Source organism: Paraburkholderia dipogonis (genome assembly GCF_042680985.1).
In the GTDB taxonomy this organism is placed as follows: Bacteria; Pseudomonadota; Gammaproteobacteria; order Burkholderiales; family Burkholderiaceae; genus Paraburkholderia; species Paraburkholderia phytofirmans.
The window spans coordinates 226,622-245,138 of sequence record NZ_JBHUFR010000034.1 but is presented as its reverse complement, the minus strand read 5'-3'; the positions used below and the strand labels follow the sequence as shown (position 1 = coordinate 245,138).

16 protein-coding genes are annotated in these 18,517 nt (G+C 62.5%); 7 read left to right on the top strand and 9 right to left on the bottom strand.

Features of this window, described 5'->3' with window-relative positions; translation table 11 throughout:
* Nucleotides 1-183: 183 nt before the first annotated feature.
* From ACFSNN_RS36515 to ACFSNN_RS36505, 3 genes are all read left to right on the top strand, one after another.
* Nucleotides 184-2,847 (top strand): hybrid sensor histidine kinase/response regulator, encoded by a 2,664-nt coding sequence (locus ACFSNN_RS36515; RefSeq protein ID WP_134463800.1) that lies wholly within the window; start codon nucleotides 184-186, stop codon nucleotides 2,845-2,847.
* A gap of 34 nt (nucleotides 2,848-2,881) precedes the next feature.
* Entirely contained in the window at nucleotides 2,882-3,802 is a 921-nt protein-coding gene (locus ACFSNN_RS36510) for a DUF72 domain-containing protein (protein ID WP_134463798.1), read from the top strand.
* 318 nt (nucleotides 3,803-4,120) lie between these two features.
* Entirely contained in the window at nucleotides 4,121-4,450 is a 330-nt protein-coding gene (locus tag ACFSNN_RS36505) for a hypothetical protein (RefSeq protein WP_134463796.1), read from the top strand.
* Between the two features lie 196 nt (nucleotides 4,451-4,646).
* Here the strand turns inward: ACFSNN_RS36505 and ACFSNN_RS36500 are convergent, their stop codons facing one another.
* Nucleotides 4,647-5,555, bottom strand: coding sequence for a LysR family transcriptional regulator (locus tag ACFSNN_RS36500; protein ID WP_134463794.1), 909 nt, complete (start codon nucleotides 5,553-5,555; stop codon nucleotides 4,647-4,649).
* A gap of 220 nt (nucleotides 5,556-5,775) precedes the next feature.
* On the opposite strand from ACFSNN_RS36500, the gene ACFSNN_RS36495 reads away from it, so the two are divergent.
* From ACFSNN_RS36495 to ACFSNN_RS36480, 4 genes are all read left to right on the top strand, one after another.
* The gene (locus tag ACFSNN_RS36495; RefSeq protein WP_134463792.1) at nucleotides 5,776-6,303 is read left to right on the top strand and encodes a hypothetical protein; all 528 of its coding nucleotides are present in this window, start codon (nucleotides 5,776-5,778) and stop codon (nucleotides 6,301-6,303) included.
* Nucleotides 6,304-6,316: 13 nt separating this feature from the next.
* Nucleotides 6,317-7,072, top strand: coding sequence for a hypothetical protein (locus tag ACFSNN_RS36490; protein WP_377765375.1), 756 nt, complete (start codon nucleotides 6,317-6,319; stop codon nucleotides 7,070-7,072).
* 181 nt (nucleotides 7,073-7,253) lie between these two features.
* On the top strand, nucleotides 7,254-7,418 hold the full coding sequence (locus ACFSNN_RS36485; protein ID WP_166799362.1) for a hypothetical protein: 165 nt from the start codon (nucleotides 7,254-7,256) through the stop codon (nucleotides 7,416-7,418).
* A 108-nt stretch (nucleotides 7,419-7,526) separates the two neighbouring features.
* Nucleotides 7,527-7,793 carry a hypothetical protein gene (locus ACFSNN_RS36480; RefSeq protein ID WP_134463788.1) on the top strand — a complete coding sequence of 89 codons (267 nt, stop codon included), beginning with the start codon at nucleotides 7,527-7,529 and terminating at the stop codon, nucleotides 7,791-7,793.
* A gap of 31 nt (nucleotides 7,794-7,824) precedes the next feature.
* Here the strand turns inward: ACFSNN_RS36480 and ACFSNN_RS36475 are convergent, their stop codons facing one another.
* The 8 genes from ACFSNN_RS36475 to ACFSNN_RS36440 form a co-directional block, all read right to left on the bottom strand.
* Nucleotides 7,825-8,439, bottom strand: a complete 615-nt coding sequence (locus ACFSNN_RS36475; protein WP_134463786.1) for a hypothetical protein — start codon at nucleotides 8,437-8,439, stop codon at nucleotides 7,825-7,827.
* Entirely contained in the window at nucleotides 8,436-9,809 is a 1,374-nt protein-coding gene (locus ACFSNN_RS36470; protein ID WP_134463784.1) for a hypothetical protein, read from the bottom strand. Before ACFSNN_RS36470 ends, ACFSNN_RS36475 begins: the two co-directional genes overlap by 4 nt.
* 27 nt (nucleotides 9,810-9,836) lie before the next feature.
* Nucleotides 9,837-10,202, bottom strand: coding sequence for a hypothetical protein (locus ACFSNN_RS36465; RefSeq protein WP_134463782.1), 366 nt, complete (start codon nucleotides 10,200-10,202; stop codon nucleotides 9,837-9,839).
* 364 nt (nucleotides 10,203-10,566) lie between these two features.
* The gene (locus ACFSNN_RS36460) at nucleotides 10,567-11,910 is read right to left on the bottom strand and encodes an ATP-binding protein (RefSeq protein WP_134463780.1); all 1,344 of its coding nucleotides are present in this window, start codon (nucleotides 11,908-11,910) and stop codon (nucleotides 10,567-10,569) included.
* The gene (locus ACFSNN_RS36455; RefSeq protein WP_134463778.1) at nucleotides 11,907-12,620 is read right to left on the bottom strand and encodes a response regulator; all 714 of its coding nucleotides are present in this window, start codon (nucleotides 12,618-12,620) and stop codon (nucleotides 11,907-11,909) included. The genes ACFSNN_RS36460 and ACFSNN_RS36455 overlap by 4 nt, the downstream gene beginning before the upstream one ends.
* A 21-nt stretch (nucleotides 12,621-12,641) precedes the next feature.
* Nucleotides 12,642-15,773: an efflux RND transporter permease subunit gene (locus ACFSNN_RS36450; protein ID WP_134463776.1), complete on the bottom strand. Its 3,132-nt coding sequence runs from the start codon at nucleotides 15,771-15,773 to the stop codon at nucleotides 12,642-12,644.
* The gene (locus tag ACFSNN_RS36445) at nucleotides 15,770-16,864 is read right to left on the bottom strand and encodes an efflux RND transporter periplasmic adaptor subunit (protein WP_244322959.1); all 1,095 of its coding nucleotides are present in this window, start codon (nucleotides 16,862-16,864) and stop codon (nucleotides 15,770-15,772) included. Before ACFSNN_RS36445 ends, ACFSNN_RS36450 begins: the two co-directional genes overlap by 4 nt.
* Before the next feature lie 4 nt (nucleotides 16,865-16,868).
* Nucleotides 16,869-18,440, bottom strand: coding sequence for an efflux transporter outer membrane subunit (locus ACFSNN_RS36440; RefSeq protein WP_134463772.1), 1,572 nt, complete (start codon nucleotides 18,438-18,440; stop codon nucleotides 16,869-16,871).
* Nucleotides 18,441-18,517 lie beyond the last annotated feature (77 nt).

Sequence of the window (18,517 nt, the reverse complement as noted above, 5' to 3'; positions counted from 1 at the left end):
CATGCGAGACAAGTCGCAGGCCTTGCGTTGTGGCCTACAATTATCGCAACCGCGTGTCAGCCATCAGCCGGCATACGGTGCACGGCAGAAGCTTTATCCCGCCTCCTGCTGCGAGTGCAAGCGCGTCACGCGCGCCGGCAGAGTGGGGACACTTTCATCGACGTGACCTCTGTGGAGCGCAGCATGCCTTTTCCGGCACAAGACCACGGCTGCTCCGGCTGGCGCGGAGAGATGGCGCAGCGCATCAGCGCATTCGACTGGGTCGCCGCCGGCCTCGGCGCCATCGAAAACTGGCCGCGCAGCCTGACTGCCACCGTCCAGTTGCTGCTCGCCTCGCCGGTGCCGCTGGTGCTGCTGTGGGGCAAGCCCGGTTACATGATCTACAACGACGCCTACGCGATCTTCGCGGGCGGCAGGCATCCCTATCTGCTCGGCTGTCCGGTCGAACACGGCTGGCCGGAAGTCGCCGATTTCAACCGGCATGTCATGGCCACGTGTCTCGCGGGCGGCACGCTGTCGTATCGCGACAAGGAACTGGTGCTGCTGCGCGACGGCAAACCGGAAGACGTGTGGATGGATCTCTACTACAGCCCGGTCGCCGACGACAGCGGCGCGCCGGCCGGCGTGCTGGCGGTAGTCGTCGAAACCACCACGCGCGTGCTCACCGAACGCTGGCGGCAGCGTGCCGAAGCCGAACTGCACGAAACCAACGAACGGCTGCAGCTCGCGCTCAATACCGGCACGGTGCTCGGCACATGGGTGCTGGACGTGCGCACGGGCAAGGTCAGCGGCGACGAACGTTTCGCGCGCACCTTTTCCTTTCGGCAGGAAGAAGCCGCGAAAGGAGTCGAGCGCCACGCCGCCATCCGCATGATTCATCCGGACGACCAGGCGCTCAACGACCAACTGACCGCCGAGGCGATCCACACGCGGCAGCCGTTTCGCGCCGAGTTTCGAATCCGGCGGCCCGACGGCGACTACATGTGGGTGCAGGCAAACGGCCAGTGCGAGTTCGACGAGCATGGCGAACCGACGCGTTTTCCCGGCGTGCTGATCGATATTCACGAACGCAAGATCGCCGAACAGTCGCTGCGCCAGTTGACCGAGACGCTCGAACAGCGAGTCGCCGACGCGCTCGCGGCGCGCGCTCTGGCCGAGGAACAATTGCGCCAGGCGCAGAAGATGGAAGCGATCGGCAGCCTCACGGGCGGCGTCGCGCACGACTTCAACAACGTGCTGCAGGTGATCAACGGCAACCTGCAAATGCTCGCCGCCGAGGCCGGCGGCCACCCGGCCACGCTGCGCCGCCTGTCCGCCGCGACGGACGCCGTCAAGCGCGGCGCGAAACTGGCCGCGCATCTGCTCGCCTTCGCGCGGCGCCAGCCGCTCTCTCCCACTGTGCTGAATCCGCGCCGCCTGCTGAGCGGCATGAGCGAGATGCTGCATCGCGCGCTCGGCGAAACCGTGCGCATCGACACGGTCCTGAGCGACGATCTCTGGAACGTGCAGGCCGATCGCAATCAACTGGAAAACGCGCTGCTCAATCTCGCGATCAACGCGCGCGACGCCATGCAGGGCGACGGCACGCTTACCGTGCAAGCGGCCAACCGGGTGCTGGACGCCGCGTTCTGCCAGGACAAACCCGAGCTGTCGCCGGGTGAATACGTGGTGTTTTCCGTCACCGACAGCGGCGCCGGCATGCCGCCCGAGATCCTGCAACGCGTGTTCGAACCGTTCTTCACGACCAAGCCCGACGGCCACGGCACCGGCCTCGGCCTGAGCATGGTGTTCGGCTTTCTCAGGCAAAGCGGCGGCCATACCTTGATCGAGAGCGAAGTGGGACGCGGCACGACGGTCTCGCTGTTTTTCCCGCGCTGCCGCGAAGCCGAAACCTCGGAAGCGGTCGACGACACCGCGGCGCCCGGCGGCGGCGGCGAAACGATTCTGGTCGTCGAAGACGATGCCGACGTGCGCCTGACCGCCGTCGAAATGCTCGCGCAACTCGGCTACAAGGTGCTGACCGCGTCGAGTGGCGACGCGGCGATCGAGTTCATCGACAGCGACGTGCCGATCGATCTGCTGTTCACGGATGTGGTGATGCCCGGCAAGATCAAAAGCGTGGAACTCGCGCAGCGTGCCGCGGCGCGCTCGCCCGCGGTGCCGACGCTCTTCACTTCCGGCTATGCGCGCGACGAAATCGTCCACCACGGCAAACTCGACGCCGGTATTACATTGCTCTCGAAACCGTACCGGCGCGACGATCTCGCCCGCAAGGTGCGCGGCGTGTTGCGCGCCGGTGCTGCCGTGGCGGCCGGTACGGCGTTGCCCGCGTCCGTGACCGAAGGACAGATCGCCGCCTGCGTGCCGCCCGCTGCTTACGACTCCGCCGGGGAATCCAGTCGGGAAAGCCAGCCGCCCGAGGTCGAGGCCATTCCCCAAACCAAGTGTTCTTTGGCGACGGCGCGCTCACCCGGCACGCCGGCTCGCGTACTGCTGGTCGAAGACGACATGGAGTCACGCGAAGCGTTCAGCGACGTGCTGAACGCGCTAGGACTCGATTGCACCGCGGTCGGGAGCGCGGAAGAAGCGCTGCCGCTCGTACCCGCGCAGCACTTCGACATCCTCTTCACCGATCTCACGTTGCCCGGCATGTCCGGCGACAGCCTCGCCCGCGCCATGTTGCGGCAGCAGCCGGGCATTCGCGTGTTGCTGGTGTCGGGCTACGGCAAGAGCGCGCAGATCGGCGACGCGATTCCAGGCGCGCGGCTGCTCGGCAAACCGCTCGATATCGCGGAACTGCGGCGCGAACTCGCGGACTGGATCGATCACACCGAAGAAGCATCCTAGGCGGCGCACGCCACCCATTCAACCGACTTCGCCGATGGACATTCGCTGCGGCACCGCTGGCTGGACCGACAAGACACTGATTGCCTGCAAGCGATTTTATCCGCGCGGCAGCAGCAGCGCCGAGGCACGTCTGCGTTTTTACGCTTCGCAGTTCCCGCTGGTCGAAGTAGATTCGGCCTACTACGCGATGCCTTCGGCGAGCAATGCACAATTGTGGTTCGAGCGCACGCCCGAAGGCTTCACGTTCAACTTCAAGGCGTTTCGTCTTTTCACCGGGCATCAGACATCGCCCGACGCGTTGCCGCGAGACATTGCGACTGCGCTGCCTGAAGGCGTCACCAGCGCGCGCAAGAAGAACGTGTACTACCGCGACATGCCGGACGATATCCGCGATGAATTGTGGCGGCGCTATCTGGAAGCGTTCGAACCGTTGCGCGCGAGCGGGCGGCTCGGCGCCGTGCTGTTTCAGTTTGCGCCGTGGATCATGCGCGCGCCGGATGGCCTCGCGCTGGTCGAAGAGTGCCGGGCGCGGATGGCGGGCTACATGATGGCGGCCGAGTTTCGCAATCAGTCGTGGTTCGATGACGAGCACGCGGCGTGGTCGCTGGAATTTTTGCGCGAGCGCGGCATCGTGCATGTGATCGTCGACGCACCACCGGATGTGAGCAATCGTGTGCATACGGTGTGGGAGGTGACGAATCCTGCCTTGGCGATGGTGCGTCTGCATGGACGCAACACGCAGACGTGGAGCGCGACTGGCGCGGCGAGCGCGGCGGATCGCTTCGACTATGACTACAGCGAGGCGGAACTGACGGAACTGGCCGTCCCGATCCGCGCGATCGCGCGACGTGCCGGGCGCACGCATGTCATTTTCAACAATTGCTTCGAGGATCAGGGGCAGCGGAATGCGAGAACTCTGATGAGCGTTCTGGAGGGAATTGAGGACGCGCCTTGAACCGTTTTAATGGCGGTTTAAAAAATAGGTCCATTAGGACTTTTTCCATTGGCTTTGCGTTAACGCAGCCACCTCGCCATAGCCACGAGTTATCGTGCTTTCGTGAATTTCAACTTTGCATAGATTGCGGGCTCCCGGTGTATCCCACGTCTGGCCGACGTTGCAGTCGCACGACCGAACGGAATGATGAACCTGGCGGATGCCAAAAAAATCCGCTAGCTGCAAATCAAAGCACGCGGCACGGTAAGTGCTCCATTCGTGATCAAGCAGGCGGCAATCGTCTGCGTCTTTTTCCAGCTCTACAAGGAGAGACGGATCATGAACAAGGCAACCAGAAGCTTAATCGCGGCCGTCGCCGCACTCGCTCTGTCGGGCGGCGCTTTCGCACAGGCGGCCGGAGGCTCGAGCGGCGCCGGTACGTCGGGTAGCACCGCCAGTCCGGCAAACCAGATGAACCAGATGAACGGCGCGACCGGTGGCTACGGCACGCCAAGCGGCACCAACTCGGATAGCGGCATGGCTGGCCGGCCGGCGCCGAACTCGGGCCTGCCGAGCGGGAACAGCACTTCGACCGGCACCAGCGCTCCCAAGACCAACAACACGCTGGCGACTCCGAGCGTCGTGTCGCCGGCCGCCGGCCAACAGTAGTTGCCAACAATAGTTTCTAGAGAGATGACAACCAGCCGCGAATAAGCGCAGGCGCTTCAATCGCAACATGACATTGAGTCAGTGCGAACGTCGCTCGAAGTTGGCGCCTAACCGGCGCTATTCATTACGCGCGTTCGATACGCCGGCTGGTTGCATACCCTGATGGTCGCCGAATGACGCTGCGCGGCGACTCGGTTCAGTGTTTGGATTTAACGTGTTCGATGAATGCGCGCAGCTTGGGCAAAACCTGATGTCTGCCCGAGTGGTATAGAAAAACGCCTGGCGTCGTGACGGCGAACGGCATCAACACCGTTTCCAGGCGGCCATCGGCAATCGGCGCCGCGGCAATCGGCCCGGGCACGTGCGCCAGCCCCACTCCCCGAATCGCTGCTCCGAGCAGTGTCGGATAGTCTTGCGCGATAAGCGGACCTGAGACGATTGCCTCGACTGTCTTTTCGCCGTCGACGAACGGCCACGGCGCGATGGACCCGTTCGAGCGGCGCATGCGCAGGCAATGATGGCTTCGCAGATCATCGATGCGCTCCGGTCGGCCGCATCGGCGAAAATAATCAGGGTTGCCAACGACCATGAGCGGAAACGGTGGAGTCAGACGCACCGCGACCATGTCGGCTTCGATGAACTGGCCCATGCGGACGCCGGCATCGAATCCGTCGGCCGCCAGATCGACCAACTCCGCGCTGGCGACCACCTCGACTTCCACCTCGGGATAGGCCCGGCAAAAGGATGCGATCAGCGGCTCCAACACGATCGGCACTGCCGCGCTCGGCACCGAGAGGCGCAACAGCCCAGCCGGTTTCTGTCCGAGTTCGCGCGCGAGTTCGCTCGCACCGATGAGTTCTTCGAAGGCGGGCTTCGCCCGTGAAAGGAAACGTTCGCCTGCTTCTGTCAGGCCGACGCTGCGTGTGGTGCGCACAAAAAGCGCGGCGCCCACGCGTGCCTCGAGCATGCGTATGGTCTGGCTGATGGCTGAAGGCGTCACGCCGAGCTGCGCGGCCGCACGACGAAAGCTGCGGTGCTCGGCCACGCTGAGAAACGCCTCGACGCCGTCGAGCGCGCCTTGCCGGACTGTGAAGTTCTGCTTCATGACCCGTGAATATTATCGCGGATAGTCGCTCGCCGAAAGCGGACTTAGACTCTGCTTGCGGATCAGGAGCGCCGGCACGCCGACTCGCGGCGTGGCGATGGCCCCCGACTTTCGTGCAACCTTCCGGCGCATCCAGGACGAAATCTTCCGCAGGGCCGGCTCGGCCTCTTGACCGCAGTGCTCGATACCGCGCCGATCAACACCTGACAGGAGCTCAGCAATGTCACCCGAAATCCTTTTCCAGACACAGCTCGTTCTCGGCTATGTCGCATGGTTGCCTTGCCTCGTCGTGTACGCCCTGCCCCGGCTCAAGTCGATGGACCGCGCCGGCGCGCTGCGCGCCATTGCTACGCTGCACAGCTTCCGGTTCTTCGGGCTTGTGTTCATCCTTCCAGGCGTGGTCGGCCCCAATCTGCCGGCCGGCTTCTCCCAGTTCGCCGCTTATGCCGACTTCGCAACCGGCGTGCTGGCCATGCTGGCGTTGCTCACCTTCAGGATGCGTCCGCTCTTCTATTTCCTTGTGTTCGCCTTCAATATCGTGGGCGCGGCCGACATCATCGTCGACTATTATCATGCGACCCGCCTCGACCTTCCCGCCATGGCCGGGCAGTTCGGCGCCACCTACGCGATCCCGATCATCTACGTGCCACTGCTGATGCTGACGCACGCGGTTGCGTTCTATCTGCTGATGCGGCCACAGACAAAGGCGGCGTGGACTTTGGCCGCCGATGCCGCTTCCTCGCGTTGACAGACTTTGGTATATGAAGGATGCCCGGATGCGATACAGCAAGGAGTTCTTTGCTTTGCAAATCCGCTTTGCGCGGGCCGTAGCCGCGCTGACCGATAGGCCGATCGGCCAGGTGTTGCTCGACTACACGAATATCTACGTCCGCTTTGGTCTGGGTCGGGCCTTTGATCGGGATCATCCGACGTGGCGGTGCTACGCGGCTGGTTTGAGCCAAACGGCCGACATATCCGACTGGACATATCGCTTCTACCTCCAGCAGAAAACCGAAGTTTTCCGGACACAGATAGTCAAGACGTTTGGCTGCTTCTCGTATGCGACGCAAGGTCCGGCATGCGTGCGCATTCACTTCCGGAATATCGAACCGGCCGCGATCTCTCCTTTGAGCATCGATCGTCTGCCTGAACGGCTCGCCGAACTCAGCGCGCTTTTCGACCACGTAGCACATAACCAGCAGGAAGCGACACGCGTCGCCGGAACTTCATGGCTTTATAACCTGCGCGCTTATCGACGGTGCTTTCCGCAAGCTTACGTCGCGAGCGCCGTGGTCGCTGAAGCGCGATTTCGCAACATGCCCTTGTGGGGGCAATTTCTGGATCGCAACGGGCTAGTCAGAATCGATGCCGCTGGGGATTTCATCCGGCGGTTGTCGAACGTGAAGAATGTTCGCGATCTGGCGAGCTGCTTTCCACTTCAGGCGCTCGCGGTGGAAGCGCCTATTGAAGACTTCTACGCCTTTTATGGGGTGGCTGCTGGTGGCAGTCACGGGTAGCGCCCGCTCCCGGACGATCACCATTGAACCTACGCCTGGCCGAAGGTTCTGACACTGTTCGGCCACATCGATATCCACGTCGCGATCGGTGCAATCGGCGCCATCCGCGCCATCCGCGCCATCCGCGCCATCCGCGCCGGCATCGTCCCGGCGATCACCTGTTTGTGCGACGGCGCCGCAGATGTCTATCGCGATCATCCGCATCGCGCTCTTTATCCCGCCGCCGGTAATCCGGCTTATATTGATGTTAGGCGTGTTCCTGCATCAACGGGATTACCGGTTCAGCGCGATCGCCGCCCTCGTGCCGGCAATCGCGGCCGTGGGCCTCGTGGCCAGCGCGGCGTGAAATGCGCGCCACGCACGCACCCTGGTATGATGCCCATCGCACGCCTTTCGTGGAGTCCGGTTCACCGTTGCTCCTCACGCAGCCTGTCTTTTCGTCACGAGAACCATCATGCCCGTCCAACCCGACAAAGTCCCCGCTGCCGGCACCCCACCGCACAAGGCCCCGCGCAAGGTCATGCCGATCGCCGCGCGCAATCTTCTGATGGTCGCCGTCGGCGTCGTGGTCTTCGCGATCGTCGCGACCGTGGTGCTTTACGGTCCGATTACGTACGGCGACGAGATTCCGAACTTCGGCATCATCCTCATGCTGACTGTGCCGGTGATCGCGGGCGTGGCGTTCCGGGTCGGGCTGGATGCGTGGTTCGACCGGAAGTGATATCGGCGCCTCCGGCAGTTGTGGAATGAACCTAACCAAAAGGGATCAGGTCCGACTCCTTGTTGACGTCGAGCGCGACCTTGTTGCATTGCTCCATGATCTCTACGATCTGATCCGTAGGAAGATCCGCGGCGATCGCCGAAGCCAACTGATTTCCCATGATCGACAGAGCGTAGGCCGCCTTGTTCAATTCCGCGGCTCTGTTGATCCTCGCCGTCGAATATTTCTTCGAAAAAAAAGCTACGCCAGAATTTAGCAGCGCTACGAAAGAAGTTGCTATCGCAGAAATTTTGGTTGCGCTGCCGCTCGCCAAACCGAGCGAGGTAAGGGTACTAGCCCCGAAAACACCTCCGAGAACTATCGCTGCAAACCTCGCTGTGTCGACCTTTTTTGCGCTCGCGAGAATAGAACGCGCAACGGCCATCGCGTTAGATGAAGCCGCGTCGCAAAGTTTTATTGCAAATGCTCCGCGCGCGAGCGCTGAAGCGCGACTCTCATCTTCGCCGCCCGCGTCTGGGCCGCTCCTGACTTCCCCGGCAAACTCTGGAAAATTACCCACCACCTTCTGCAAAGCATCAGGATTAAGCTGGCCGAGCAAAGAGGCAAGCTCATTAAAAGGTGCTCTTCCCGCGATAGTTCTGCTCATGCGCATGCCCCCAATAATTTGCACGGCAAATAAACAAACAGGAAACCGACGATGGACCGCTTTCCATCTGTCGTATCCTTATAAATAGGCGCGCGCAACGTCTTCGCGCCGGCGCTGTCCGCATTAACGAGAAAATCACTCGATATCCAGAGGTATAAAGCCGGATCAGACATATGTTCCACCAGCGCCTGCACGTTCGACGACGATTTCAGCGCTGCCACCACTTTTGGCGCGACTTCTCGTGGATAAAGAAGATTTACCGTCCCCACCGCGTAGTCGCGATTCGCAGGACCGTTTACCGGTGCCTGGAACTGGTCCGCGGTATAACATCCTATGAGGAATAAGGGACGTCCAGTGTCCCTCGCGAGATTTGTGAGCATTTCAAAGCTGATGTCGAAGCCGTCCGCGCCCTCCACCCTGAAAGCGCCTCCTGCCACGTGGCCGATTACCACCACAGGGGAGCCGGCGTCACCAGAGGCGAACGCTTCTCGAATCGCAACTTCGGGATTTGTTTTGATTTGATCAGGATGGACGATATTCTTGCTGTCGCCGATATCCTTTAAGGCTTTCGCAGTCGCCGCATCCGGGAAAAGAGATATCACCCGAGCCGAGTCTTTTTTAAAAGGAATGTCGTGAAGCCTATTCCAGCCGGTGAAGTCCGGCGGGATACCGGTGAAAACGCAGCACTTGTTTAATTTCGCCATCCAGCGCGGAGGGGGTTTGGGACGATTTACCTTCTCAAGCAGATAAACGTTTGCACCGTCTTTCGTATAGAGCTCGGCACTTCTGAAATTCGACATATCAATTCTGAATGTCTGCAATTTTTTATCAAAAATCATATTGAATTGATCAGAATCGATTGCTTGCGTCAAGACGATTTTTACAGGCAAATCGCTTACCTGCACATTGGGGCCTAGCAACCTGGCTACATGCGGCACCAACGCGTCCGCCTGAAAAAGCTCCGGATTTTGTAGAATAATTGTTTGCGCTTCTGTCTGGCCGGTCTGCGTGTAATTGGTTGTCAATACTCCGCGTCCGTCCACAAGCACAATGAGAGCCACATAGGCCTGCTGTATCGAGTTAGTCGGAGCACCGAGCGAATCAGTAATACGATGCCACGGACTTTCTACCTGAGTCGACGCAGTACCGGTCGGCTTCGGCAGAGGTGCATTGGGGTCCTTAAGAACATCAATCTTGTCAGATTCCTTAACGGATTCAACCTGCTTTGGCGGCTCAACTGGGCGAACTTCAATCGGATGGAAAGCCGGACGCGCCATCGGTGGCGCCCACACAGAACTGCACCAGAAGATAGGCAGCGAGACGAGCACGGCCCTGAATAGCAATGCCGTGCGACGCGATTGAGTCATCATGGTAGGCCTCGCCGCCTCAGATAAATGTCATCGTTTTGCAGAAATCAAACCTTCATACTCTGCATTAAAAGCACGACATTGTTGTCCGCGTATAAATATCCCGAATACACACAAAAGACCGATTCCAACCAGAGGAGCGACAAAGAAAGCGAAGATTGCACAAAACAAAAGAACGATTCCAAACGAAACAATTACAGACAGCTCTCTATGAGGATTCGCCGGCTCGAATTTGGTGACATCAATGGCGATGCAGCCAACAACCTTCTTCAACCTTCCAAATTTTTTGCTCTTGAAGTTGTGATATTTCACTATCTGATTTATGGGATCCAGCAAACCCCACTCAATCGTGACAAAGGAGACCAGACACAGTCCTATAGTGTCAGAGCCTGACATGTCGCCCTCCGATCAAAGCAGTTATGCCACTACCCCGCCAGTGCCAATTCTGTGCACAGATAAAACAATTAATTTCAAAAAATACGATTCAATTAACATTAGAACAAGCGCGGATCCATATGCAGCAAACATTCAACATATGTGTGGTGCCGCTCATTCGCCGCAGTACAGCATAACTATTGGCGTGCGAGTCCTTACCTTGGCTGAAACAAGCTATGCGGAAATCCGAACTTTTAACTGCCCGCAGTTAGTGATAAGACGTCGAGACCGTGCCGATTATTAACGCCTGGAACTCCGATTTTGGGCGGCTGCTGCTTTTAGCTGCATCGAATTGGGCCACCACCGTTGCGATAAGACGGATAGCTCACCGGGTCGGCAGCACCACCCACACTTCCAGCCCACCACCTTCGCGCGCATGAAACTCCAGACTGCCGCCATGCAGACGCGCGATGCGCTCGACGATCGCCAGTCCCAACCCGGTGCCGCCGCTGTGCGTACGCGCATTGCGGCCGCGCTGAAACGGCGCCTTGAGTTGCTCCAGCTCCTGAGCTGAAAGACCTTTACCGCGATCGCCGACTGCAACGTACACCGCCTCGCGCGTCCCCCAGCTTCGCACCGCCAGTCCGCTTCCGCCGTAGACAATCGCGTTCTGCATCAGGTTCATCAGCAGCCGCATCATGCTGATCGGCCGGTACGGCACGGCGGGCAACGTCGCGAGCGACAGCTCGAACTCGTGCCCCAGCCCCGCGAAATCCCCCGCCAGCCGTTCGATCAACGCATTCAGATCGCCGGGTTCCGGCTGCTCGCGCTCACCGCTGCCGGCGTAGTCCATGAACTGCTGCAAGATCGTTTCGATCTGGTCCAGATACGATTCGGCGGCGACCACGAAGCTGCTGTCGCTGTCGTTGGGCATCGCCATGGCCATCGAAAGACGCAGCTTGGTCAACGGCGTCCGGATGTCGTGCGAGATGCCCGCGAGCATCAGCGCGCGCGTCGCCTCGGCTTGCTGCAACGCCTGCGTCATCTGATTGAAGGCGCCGCTCACCGCGGCGATTTCCGTGGGGCCGTCGGTCGGCAATGGCGCGGGCGTTTCGCCGGCGCTCACGCGGCGCGCCGCGCGCGTCAACTCCTGAAGCGGCCGGTTGAGGTGGCGCTGAATCAGGTAGCCGGTCAGCGCCGCCAGCGCGCCCAGTCCGAGCGACAGCAGGATGGCGGCGTCGAGTCCGTTGCCCTGCGCGTCTTCGGGAATCGGCAGCGCGATCCAGTACGGCGTGTGCGGCGCATCGGCCGGCGCGTGCATGCGGATCCACAGGCGTTGGCCGCCCAGCGTTTGCCAGCGCGCCGGCATGTCGGCGGGCAAGTGCGCGCGCAAGCTTTCAAGAAACACGTTGCGCTGATAGGTGCGGTATGCGCGCATGAGATTCGGCGGCGGCGCGGCGGCGGCTTCGTCCGGCGCCTCGGCGCGGGCGTCGAGGCGCGCGGTCAAGCCTTGACGCGCCGCGGGCGGTGTGGCCGCGAGCAGATTGTCGAGCGTCGTCACATACGTGGCGAACACGGCGGCCGCACGCTCGACGCGCGGCCGCTGCACATAGTGCAGCAACACACCGAGCGCGCACACCTGGCTCAACATCACGAGCGCGATCAGCAGCGCGATGTTGCGCGCGAGCAGCGTTCTCGGCAGCAACCGATGCCATAGCGGGCGCTTCATGAGTCCACGTCCGCGACCAGCATGTAGCCGACGCCCCACACGGTCTTGATGAAGCGCGGCTTGGACGGATCGTCCTCGACGATCTGCCGCAGCCGCAGCACCTGCACGTCGATGCTGCGATCGAGCGCATCGTGATCGCGACCCCGTGCGCGCGCCAGCAGATTGTCGCGGCTCACCGGCCGGTTCGGCGACGACGCCAGCGCGATCAGCAGCAGCATCTGCGCGGAGTGAATCTCCAGCAATTCGCCCGCGCGCGACAGCTGCTGCTTGACGATATCGAGCGAGAAATCGCCGAAGCTCACGCTTTGCGACGTAACGGTGACATCGCCCGAGGCGAGCTTCTGGCGGCGCAGCAGCGCGTTGATGCGCGCCACCAGTTCACGCGGCAGAAACGGTTTGGCGAGGTAGTCGTCGGCGCCGGTTTCGAGCCCGACCACTCTGTCGAGCGGGTCGCCCTTCGCGGTCAGCATCAGAATCGGCAAGGTCTGGCCCTGCCCGCGCAAGCGGGCGCAAATCGCGAGGCCGTCCTCTTCGCCGATCATCAGATCGAGCACCAGCAGGTCGAAGGGCTCGCGCTCCAGATAACGGTCGAGGCGTTTGCCGTCCTCGGCGACGCGCACGTCGAAGCCGTGCCCGCGCAGAAAGCGCTGCAGCATGTTGCGCAATTCGACTTCGTCGTCGAGCACGATGATTTTGGCGGGGCGATCCATGCGAAAGCTCCTCGATTCAGGCTAGGCGTCGGGCGGCGCTTTGCGTGCCGCGTGCCGTTCGCCCAGGCGCTGCAACAGCACGTAGAACGATGGAATGAACAGCACGGCGATGCAGGTGGAAGCGAGCATCCCCGAAAATACCGCAATCCCGAGCGAGCGTCGCGCGCTGGCGCTCGCGCCGGTGGCGATCACGAGCGGCACCACGCCGAGAATGAACGCGAACGAAGTCATCATGATCGGCCGGAACCGCAGGCGCGCGGCTTCGATCGCCGCCTCGGTTATGCCGACGCCCTGCGCGCGCAGATGCCGCGCGAATTCGACGATCAGGATCGCGTTCTTCGCCGACAGCGCGATCAGCAGCACGAGACCGATCTGCGTGTACAGGTTATTGGCGGCGCCGAGCGCGGCGAGCGTGCCCGCCGTGCCGAGCAAGGCGAGCGGCACCGCCAGCACCACGGCGACCGGCAGCAGCCAGCTTTCGTATTGCGCGGCCAGCACGCAGAACACCAGCAATACGCCCACGGCGACCACCCAGTACGCCGAATTGCCGACCAGTTTCTCCTGATACGACATCGCGGTCCATTCATAGCCGATGCCTGCCGGCAAAATGCGCGCGGCTTCCTGCTCGAACGCCTTGATCGCGTCGCCCGTGCTGTAGCCCGCCGCCGGATTGCCGTTGATGGCCGCGGCCGGCGCGAGGTTATACAGCGTCGCTACGGCCGGGCCGACGCTCGTATGCGCGTCGATGAAGGTGCCCAACTCCACCATGTGACCGCTGTTGCTGCGGATCTGCAAGCGGCGAATGTCGTCGGTTTCGCGGCGAAATGCGCCGTCGGCCTGCACGAACACCGGGAACGTGTGGTTGAAGGTCGTGAACTGATTCACGTAGCTCGACCCGACGTAGTCCTGCAGCAGATCGAACACATTGCCGACCGGCACTTGCAGCGACTCCGCCTTGGCGCGGTCGAGCGTGAGTTCGACAGTCGGCACGGACGCGCGGAACGGGCTGAACACGCGCTGCAATTCGGGGCGTTTCGATACGCCGGCGATCAAGGCATCGGTGGCGTCCTGCAGGCGCTGATAGTTTTGCGAGCCGTCGGTCAGCATGACCTGCATCTGCACGCCGCCACTGTTGCCGAGCCCCTGGATCGGCGGCGGCACGATCACCACGGAGCGGATATCGGGCAGCTTCGCCAGTTCGCTATTCATGCGCAAATATAACGAGCGCAGGTCTTCGCCTTTGCCGCGTTTGCTCCAGTCGTCGAGCGTCACGTAGATCAGTGCGGAATTCGGCAGCGAGGCGTTGTTGTCCAACGGCGAGATGCCGCCAATCGACACCACATGACTCACGCCCGGAATCGCGCCGATCCGTTTCTCTATCTGCGTGCTCGCCTCGCGCGTGCGTCCGAGCGAAGCGGCGTCGGCGAGTTGCGCGGCGATCAGCACGTAGCCCTGATCTTCGAGCGGAATGAAGCTGGTGGGAATGCGCGTCAACAGGAAAGCGGAGCCCGCGCCGAGCACCAGCGCGATCACCAGCGCAAGCCCGCAGCGCGCGACGAACCACGACACCACGCGCACGTAGCCCTTTTCGACGCGAGCGTAGCCCTTGTCGAACACGCGATACACGATATTCGGTTTGCCGGGCCGCGCATGCCGCAGCCAGCGCACGCTTTGCACCGGTTTAAGCGTCACCGCGTTGATCGCGCTGATCACCGTGGTGGCCACCACCACCAGGGCGAATTGACGGTACATCTGTCCGGTCACGCCGCCGAGAAACGCCGAGGGCAAAAACACCGAAATCAGCACCAGCGTGATGCCGACGATCGGCCCGAGCAGTTCATACATCGCGTCGATGGCGGCCTGCTTCGGCGTCTTGCCCTGTTCGATATGTTGCGTGATGCCTTCGACCACCACGATCGCATCGTCCACCACGATGCCGATAGCCAGCACGATCGCGAACAACGTCAGCAGGTTGATCGAGAAGCCGAGCATATAGATCGCGCCGAACGTGCCGATGATAGTCACTGGAATCGTCGTGGCCGGCACCAGCATCGCGCGCCAGTTCTGCAAAAACAGCAGGATCACCGCGAGCACGAGCAAGGCCGCTTCGAACAACGTCTTGTACACGTCGATCACCGATTGCCGCACGAAGGTGGTCGTGTCGAACGGCAACTGATAACTGACGCCCTTCGGCATGTCTTTCGCCAGACGCGCCATGGTCGCCTTCACTGCGTTGCCCACTTCCAGCGCATTTGCTTCGGGCAACTGATAAATGGCGATACCCGCCGCCGGCTTGCCGTCTAGATTGAAGAACTGCCCGTAACTCGACGAGCCGAGTTCGGTCCGCCCCACATCGCGAATCCGCACGAAATGGCCGCCGTTATCCGGATCGGCCTTGACGATGATGTCGTCGAATTCGTGCGGGTCGGAAAGCGCGCCGCGCATCGTCACCGTGAGCTGGAACGCCTGGCCGCCCGAGTTCGGCTCGGAACCGAGCTGGCCCGCGCTCACGTCCTTGCTTTGGCTCTGGATCGCGTTCATCACGTCGGCGGCGGTCAGATTGCGCTCGCTCAGCTTCTGCGGATCGAGCCATACGCGCATGCTGTACTGCCCCGTGCCGAACACGGTCACGTCGCCCACGCCCGGCAAACGCGCGAGCGTGTCGCGCAGATAGATCACCGCATAGTTGCTCAGAAACAGCGAATCGTATTTCGGATCCGGCGATTGCAGCGTGTAGAGCTGCAGAATCGCGGTCGAACGCTTGCGCACGGTCACGCCCTGCTGCTGCACCGCCTGCGGCAATTGCGCGGTCGCCGCCGAGACGCGGTTCTGCACCAGCACCTGCGCCTTGTCGACATCCGTGCCGACGGCGAACGTGACGGTGAGTGTGTAAGTGCCGTCGTTGGTGCTGGTCGACTGCATGTACAGCGCGTTTTCCACGCCGTTGACCTGGGTTTCGATCGGCAGCGCCACGCGGTCGATCAGCGTCGCGGCGCTGGCGCCGGGAAAGCGCGCCACCACTTGCACGGTGGGCGGCGTAATGGGCGGATATTGCGCGATCGGCAGATTGATCAGCGCGACGGCGCCGAGCAGCATCACAATCAGTGCGATCACATTGGCGAAGACCGGCCGCTCGACAAAGAAGCGGATCATGACTGGCCCTGCGTCGCGGCGGCCGCCACCTGCACCTTGGTGCCCGGCGCCACCGCCAGCGCGCCGCCCGTCACGACCTGATCGCCGGCGTTCAGGCCCGAGGTGATCGCGCGCAGCGAGCCGAACAGTCCGCCCGTCACCACCGCGCGTTTCTCGATCACACTCGCGCTGTTCACGACCAGCACGAAAGCGCCGGCCTGCTCGCGCAGCAATGCGGTGTCGGGCACCAGCAAGACGTTTTGCGGCGCGCCGGCGGGAATATGCACCTCGACCGACATACCCGGAATCAGATGCGCATCCTTGTTGGCGATGTCCGCGCGCAGTCTGATCGCGCCGCTGCTGGAGTCGACCCGTGTATCGACGAATTCCAGCCCGGCGTCCTCGCCCTTGCCGGCCGGCGCGCCGAGCACGTTCACCCGCACCGTGCGCGGCGGCTTCGTGAACAGGCCGATGCGGTTCGCGTCGCGTTCGTTCAGCGTGAAATTCACGTACACCGGCTGGATGCGGTCCAGTGTGGCGAGCTTGGTGGAATCGGACGCGCCCACCAGATTGCCGACGTCGAACGAACGCGCGCCGATGCGTCCGGCGAACGGCGCGCGTATCTCCGTATAGCCGAGATTGATGCGCGACATGTCGCGTTTGGCGAGCGCCTGGTCGCGCGTGGTCTGCGCTTTCTGCAACGACGATTCCGAGGTCGCGTTATCGGCCGTGAGCTGCTTCTGGCGTGTCAATTCCTGTTCGGCGTTGACGAGTTCGGCCTGGTCGTACGTGAGCTGCGCGCGGTACGTGTCCGGCTCGATGCGAAACAGCAACTGCCCCTGCTTGACGTTGGCGCCGTCGGTAAAACCGATTTCCTTCAGCACGCCCTGCACGCGCGCCACCAGCGTGACGGTGGCGGAAGGCGCGACCGTGCCGCTCAGGTCGAGCTGCTCGCGCACCTCGCGCGGCTGCGGACGCGTCACGCTCACTTGCGGCAAGGGCGCATTCTGGGCGGCAGGCGTGTTGCCGTCACGGCAAGCGGCCAGTGCCATGCCGAACACGATGCACATCCCCGCCGCGACACGTCTGCTTATCAGACTCTTTTCTGCCATTCTGTTATTTCCCATTCTCGGGCTCGCCTCCGCTCACGCGCGCCAACGCGGAATTCGCGGGCGGGTTCAACAGGCGTCCCCAATCCGTGCGCCGCGCCATCTGTTCGGCAATCTGTTCGCTCACCACCTGCTGCCCTTGCGCCACTTCCCAGCCTCCGCCGAGCGCGCGATACAGCGCTACCGCGGCGAGCGCGGCGAGCCCCTGGTTCTGCGCGAGCGAATCGCCGTCACGCAATGCGGAGCGCGAGGCGTCGAGCACCGTGTCGTAAGTGACCGAGCCCGAGCGGTATTGCGCGTTGGCGAGCCGCAGCGCGCGCTGCGAGGCATCCGACGCGCGTGCCGACGCGGCCAGCGCGTCGAGCGAGGTGCGCAGCCCGGCAATCGCGTCTTCCACTTCTTTCTGCGCCTGCAGCACCGTGTTCTGATAATCGAGCACGGCCTCCTGAAAGGTCGCGTCCTGAATCCGCACGGCGTTTTTCAATTGACCGCGATCGAGGATCGGCAGCGTGATGCCGGCGGAAAACAGGCCGATGGTCTTGCTGCCCCATTGCGTCAAGCCAATGCCGTGCTGTTCGCCCGACGACAGCCCGAACAGGCCCGTCAACGACAAGGACGGATACAGCTTCGCCTTGGCCGCGCCGATCAGCGCCGATTGCGCCGCCGCGTTGAGCGCGGCCTGGCGCACGTCGGGCCGGCGGCGCAGCAGATCGGCGGGAATGCCGACATCGATCTGCGTGGGCGGCACGGGGATCGCGCTGCTGCCTTTGAGCTGCGCGTCGACGGCGTCGGGCGGATCGGCGAGCAGCACGGCCAACGTGTCGCGATCCTGCGCGCGCGCCTTGATGAGCGGCGGAATTTGCGCCTCGGTTTCCGCCACCAGCGTGGCGGCCTGTTCGACGTCGAGCTGGCTCGACGCGCCGTGCTTGTAGCGCGCCTGGGTCAGCGTGAGGCTCTGCTGGACCGACTTCAGATTCTGCTGCGCGACGACGATGCGTTGTTCGAGCGCACGCAGATCGATGTAGGCATTGGCGACGTCGCCGAATAGCGACACCAGCGAGTTGTCATACGCGGCTTCCGAGACGCGCAATTGCGCGCGGTCCGATTCGATCTGCCGGCGATATTTGCCCCAGAAGTCGATCTCCCAGCCCACGTTCACGCGCAAATGCTCGGCCCACAGATGGGCCGGCGGGATCGGGCCGACGCCGCTCGTGTTGATATGGTCGGCGCCCACCGACACGCTGCCCGACTGCGGCAGCAGATTCTCCGCGCTGGTCGCGAGCTGCGCGCGCGCCTTGAAGATATGCAGGCCGGCCACTTGCAGCGACAGGTTGCGCTCATACGCGCGCTGCTCCAGCGCGGTGAGCACGGGATCGTTGAACGCGGTCCACCAGGCGGCTTGCGCGGCAGGCGTTGCCTGCGCCGCGCCGGGCAGACTTTCGAGCCACTGGGTCTCCAGCGTCGCTTCTGGCTGTTTGAAATCCGGGCCGACGCTCACGCAACCGCTGAGCGCCGCGCTGATCGATACGACGATCGACGCGCCGGCGATACGCAGATGGCGGGACGTGGCAGGTTTCATCGCGCGTTTTTATTGGTTTCGGAGGACGGCTGAGGATTCGGCAGGACGGCTCGCGCGCAGGCGGCACACCGCGCCGC

What these genes read in the sequence shown, in the direction of transcription:
- ACFSNN_RS36465 (WP_134463782.1), bottom strand. Translation starts at nt 10,202, where the DNA reads ATGTCAGGCTCTGACACTATAGGACTGTGTCTGGTCTCCTTTGTCACG.
- ACFSNN_RS36450 (WP_134463776.1), bottom strand. Translation starts at nt 15,773, where the DNA reads ATGATCCGCTTCTTTGTCGAGCGGCCGGTCTTCGCCAATGTGATCGCA.
- ACFSNN_RS36460 (WP_134463780.1), bottom strand. Translation starts at nt 11,910, where the DNA reads ATGAAGCGCCCGCTATGGCATCGGTTGCTGCCGAGAACGCTGCTCGCG.
- ACFSNN_RS36485 (WP_166799362.1), top strand. Translation starts at nt 7,254, where the DNA reads ATGTCTATCGCGATCATCCGCATCGCGCTCTTTATCCCGCCGCCGGTA.
- ACFSNN_RS36495 (WP_134463792.1), top strand. Translation starts at nt 5,776, where the DNA reads ATGTCACCCGAAATCCTTTTCCAGACACAGCTCGTTCTCGGCTATGTC.
- ACFSNN_RS36505 (WP_134463796.1), top strand. Translation starts at nt 4,121, where the DNA reads ATGAACAAGGCAACCAGAAGCTTAATCGCGGCCGTCGCCGCACTCGCT.
- ACFSNN_RS36470 (WP_134463784.1), bottom strand. Translation starts at nt 9,809, where the DNA reads ATGATGACTCAATCGCGTCGCACGGCATTGCTATTCAGGGCCGTGCTC.
- ACFSNN_RS36455 (WP_134463778.1), bottom strand. Translation starts at nt 12,620, where the DNA reads ATGGATCGCCCCGCCAAAATCATCGTGCTCGACGACGAAGTCGAATTG.
- ACFSNN_RS36445 (WP_244322959.1), bottom strand. Translation starts at nt 16,864, where the DNA reads ATGGCAGAAAAGAGTCTGATAAGCAGACGTGTCGCGGCGGGGATGTGC.
- ACFSNN_RS36440 (WP_134463772.1), bottom strand. Translation starts at nt 18,440, where the DNA reads ATGAAACCTGCCACGTCCCGCCATCTGCGTATCGCCGGCGCGTCGATC.
- ACFSNN_RS36510 (WP_134463798.1), top strand. Translation starts at nt 2,882, where the DNA reads ATGGACATTCGCTGCGGCACCGCTGGCTGGACCGACAAGACACTGATT.
- ACFSNN_RS36475 (WP_134463786.1), bottom strand. Translation starts at nt 8,439, where the DNA reads ATGAGCAGAACTATCGCGGGAAGAGCACCTTTTAATGAGCTTGCCTCT.
- ACFSNN_RS36500 (WP_134463794.1), bottom strand. Translation starts at nt 5,555, where the DNA reads ATGAAGCAGAACTTCACAGTCCGGCAAGGCGCGCTCGACGGCGTCGAG.
- ACFSNN_RS36490 (WP_377765375.1), top strand. Translation starts at nt 6,317, where the DNA reads ATGAAGGATGCCCGGATGCGATACAGCAAGGAGTTCTTTGCTTTGCAA.
- ACFSNN_RS36515 (WP_134463800.1), top strand. Translation starts at nt 184, where the DNA reads ATGCCTTTTCCGGCACAAGACCACGGCTGCTCCGGCTGGCGCGGAGAG.
- ACFSNN_RS36480 (WP_134463788.1), top strand. Translation starts at nt 7,527, where the DNA reads ATGCCCGTCCAACCCGACAAAGTCCCCGCTGCCGGCACCCCACCGCAC.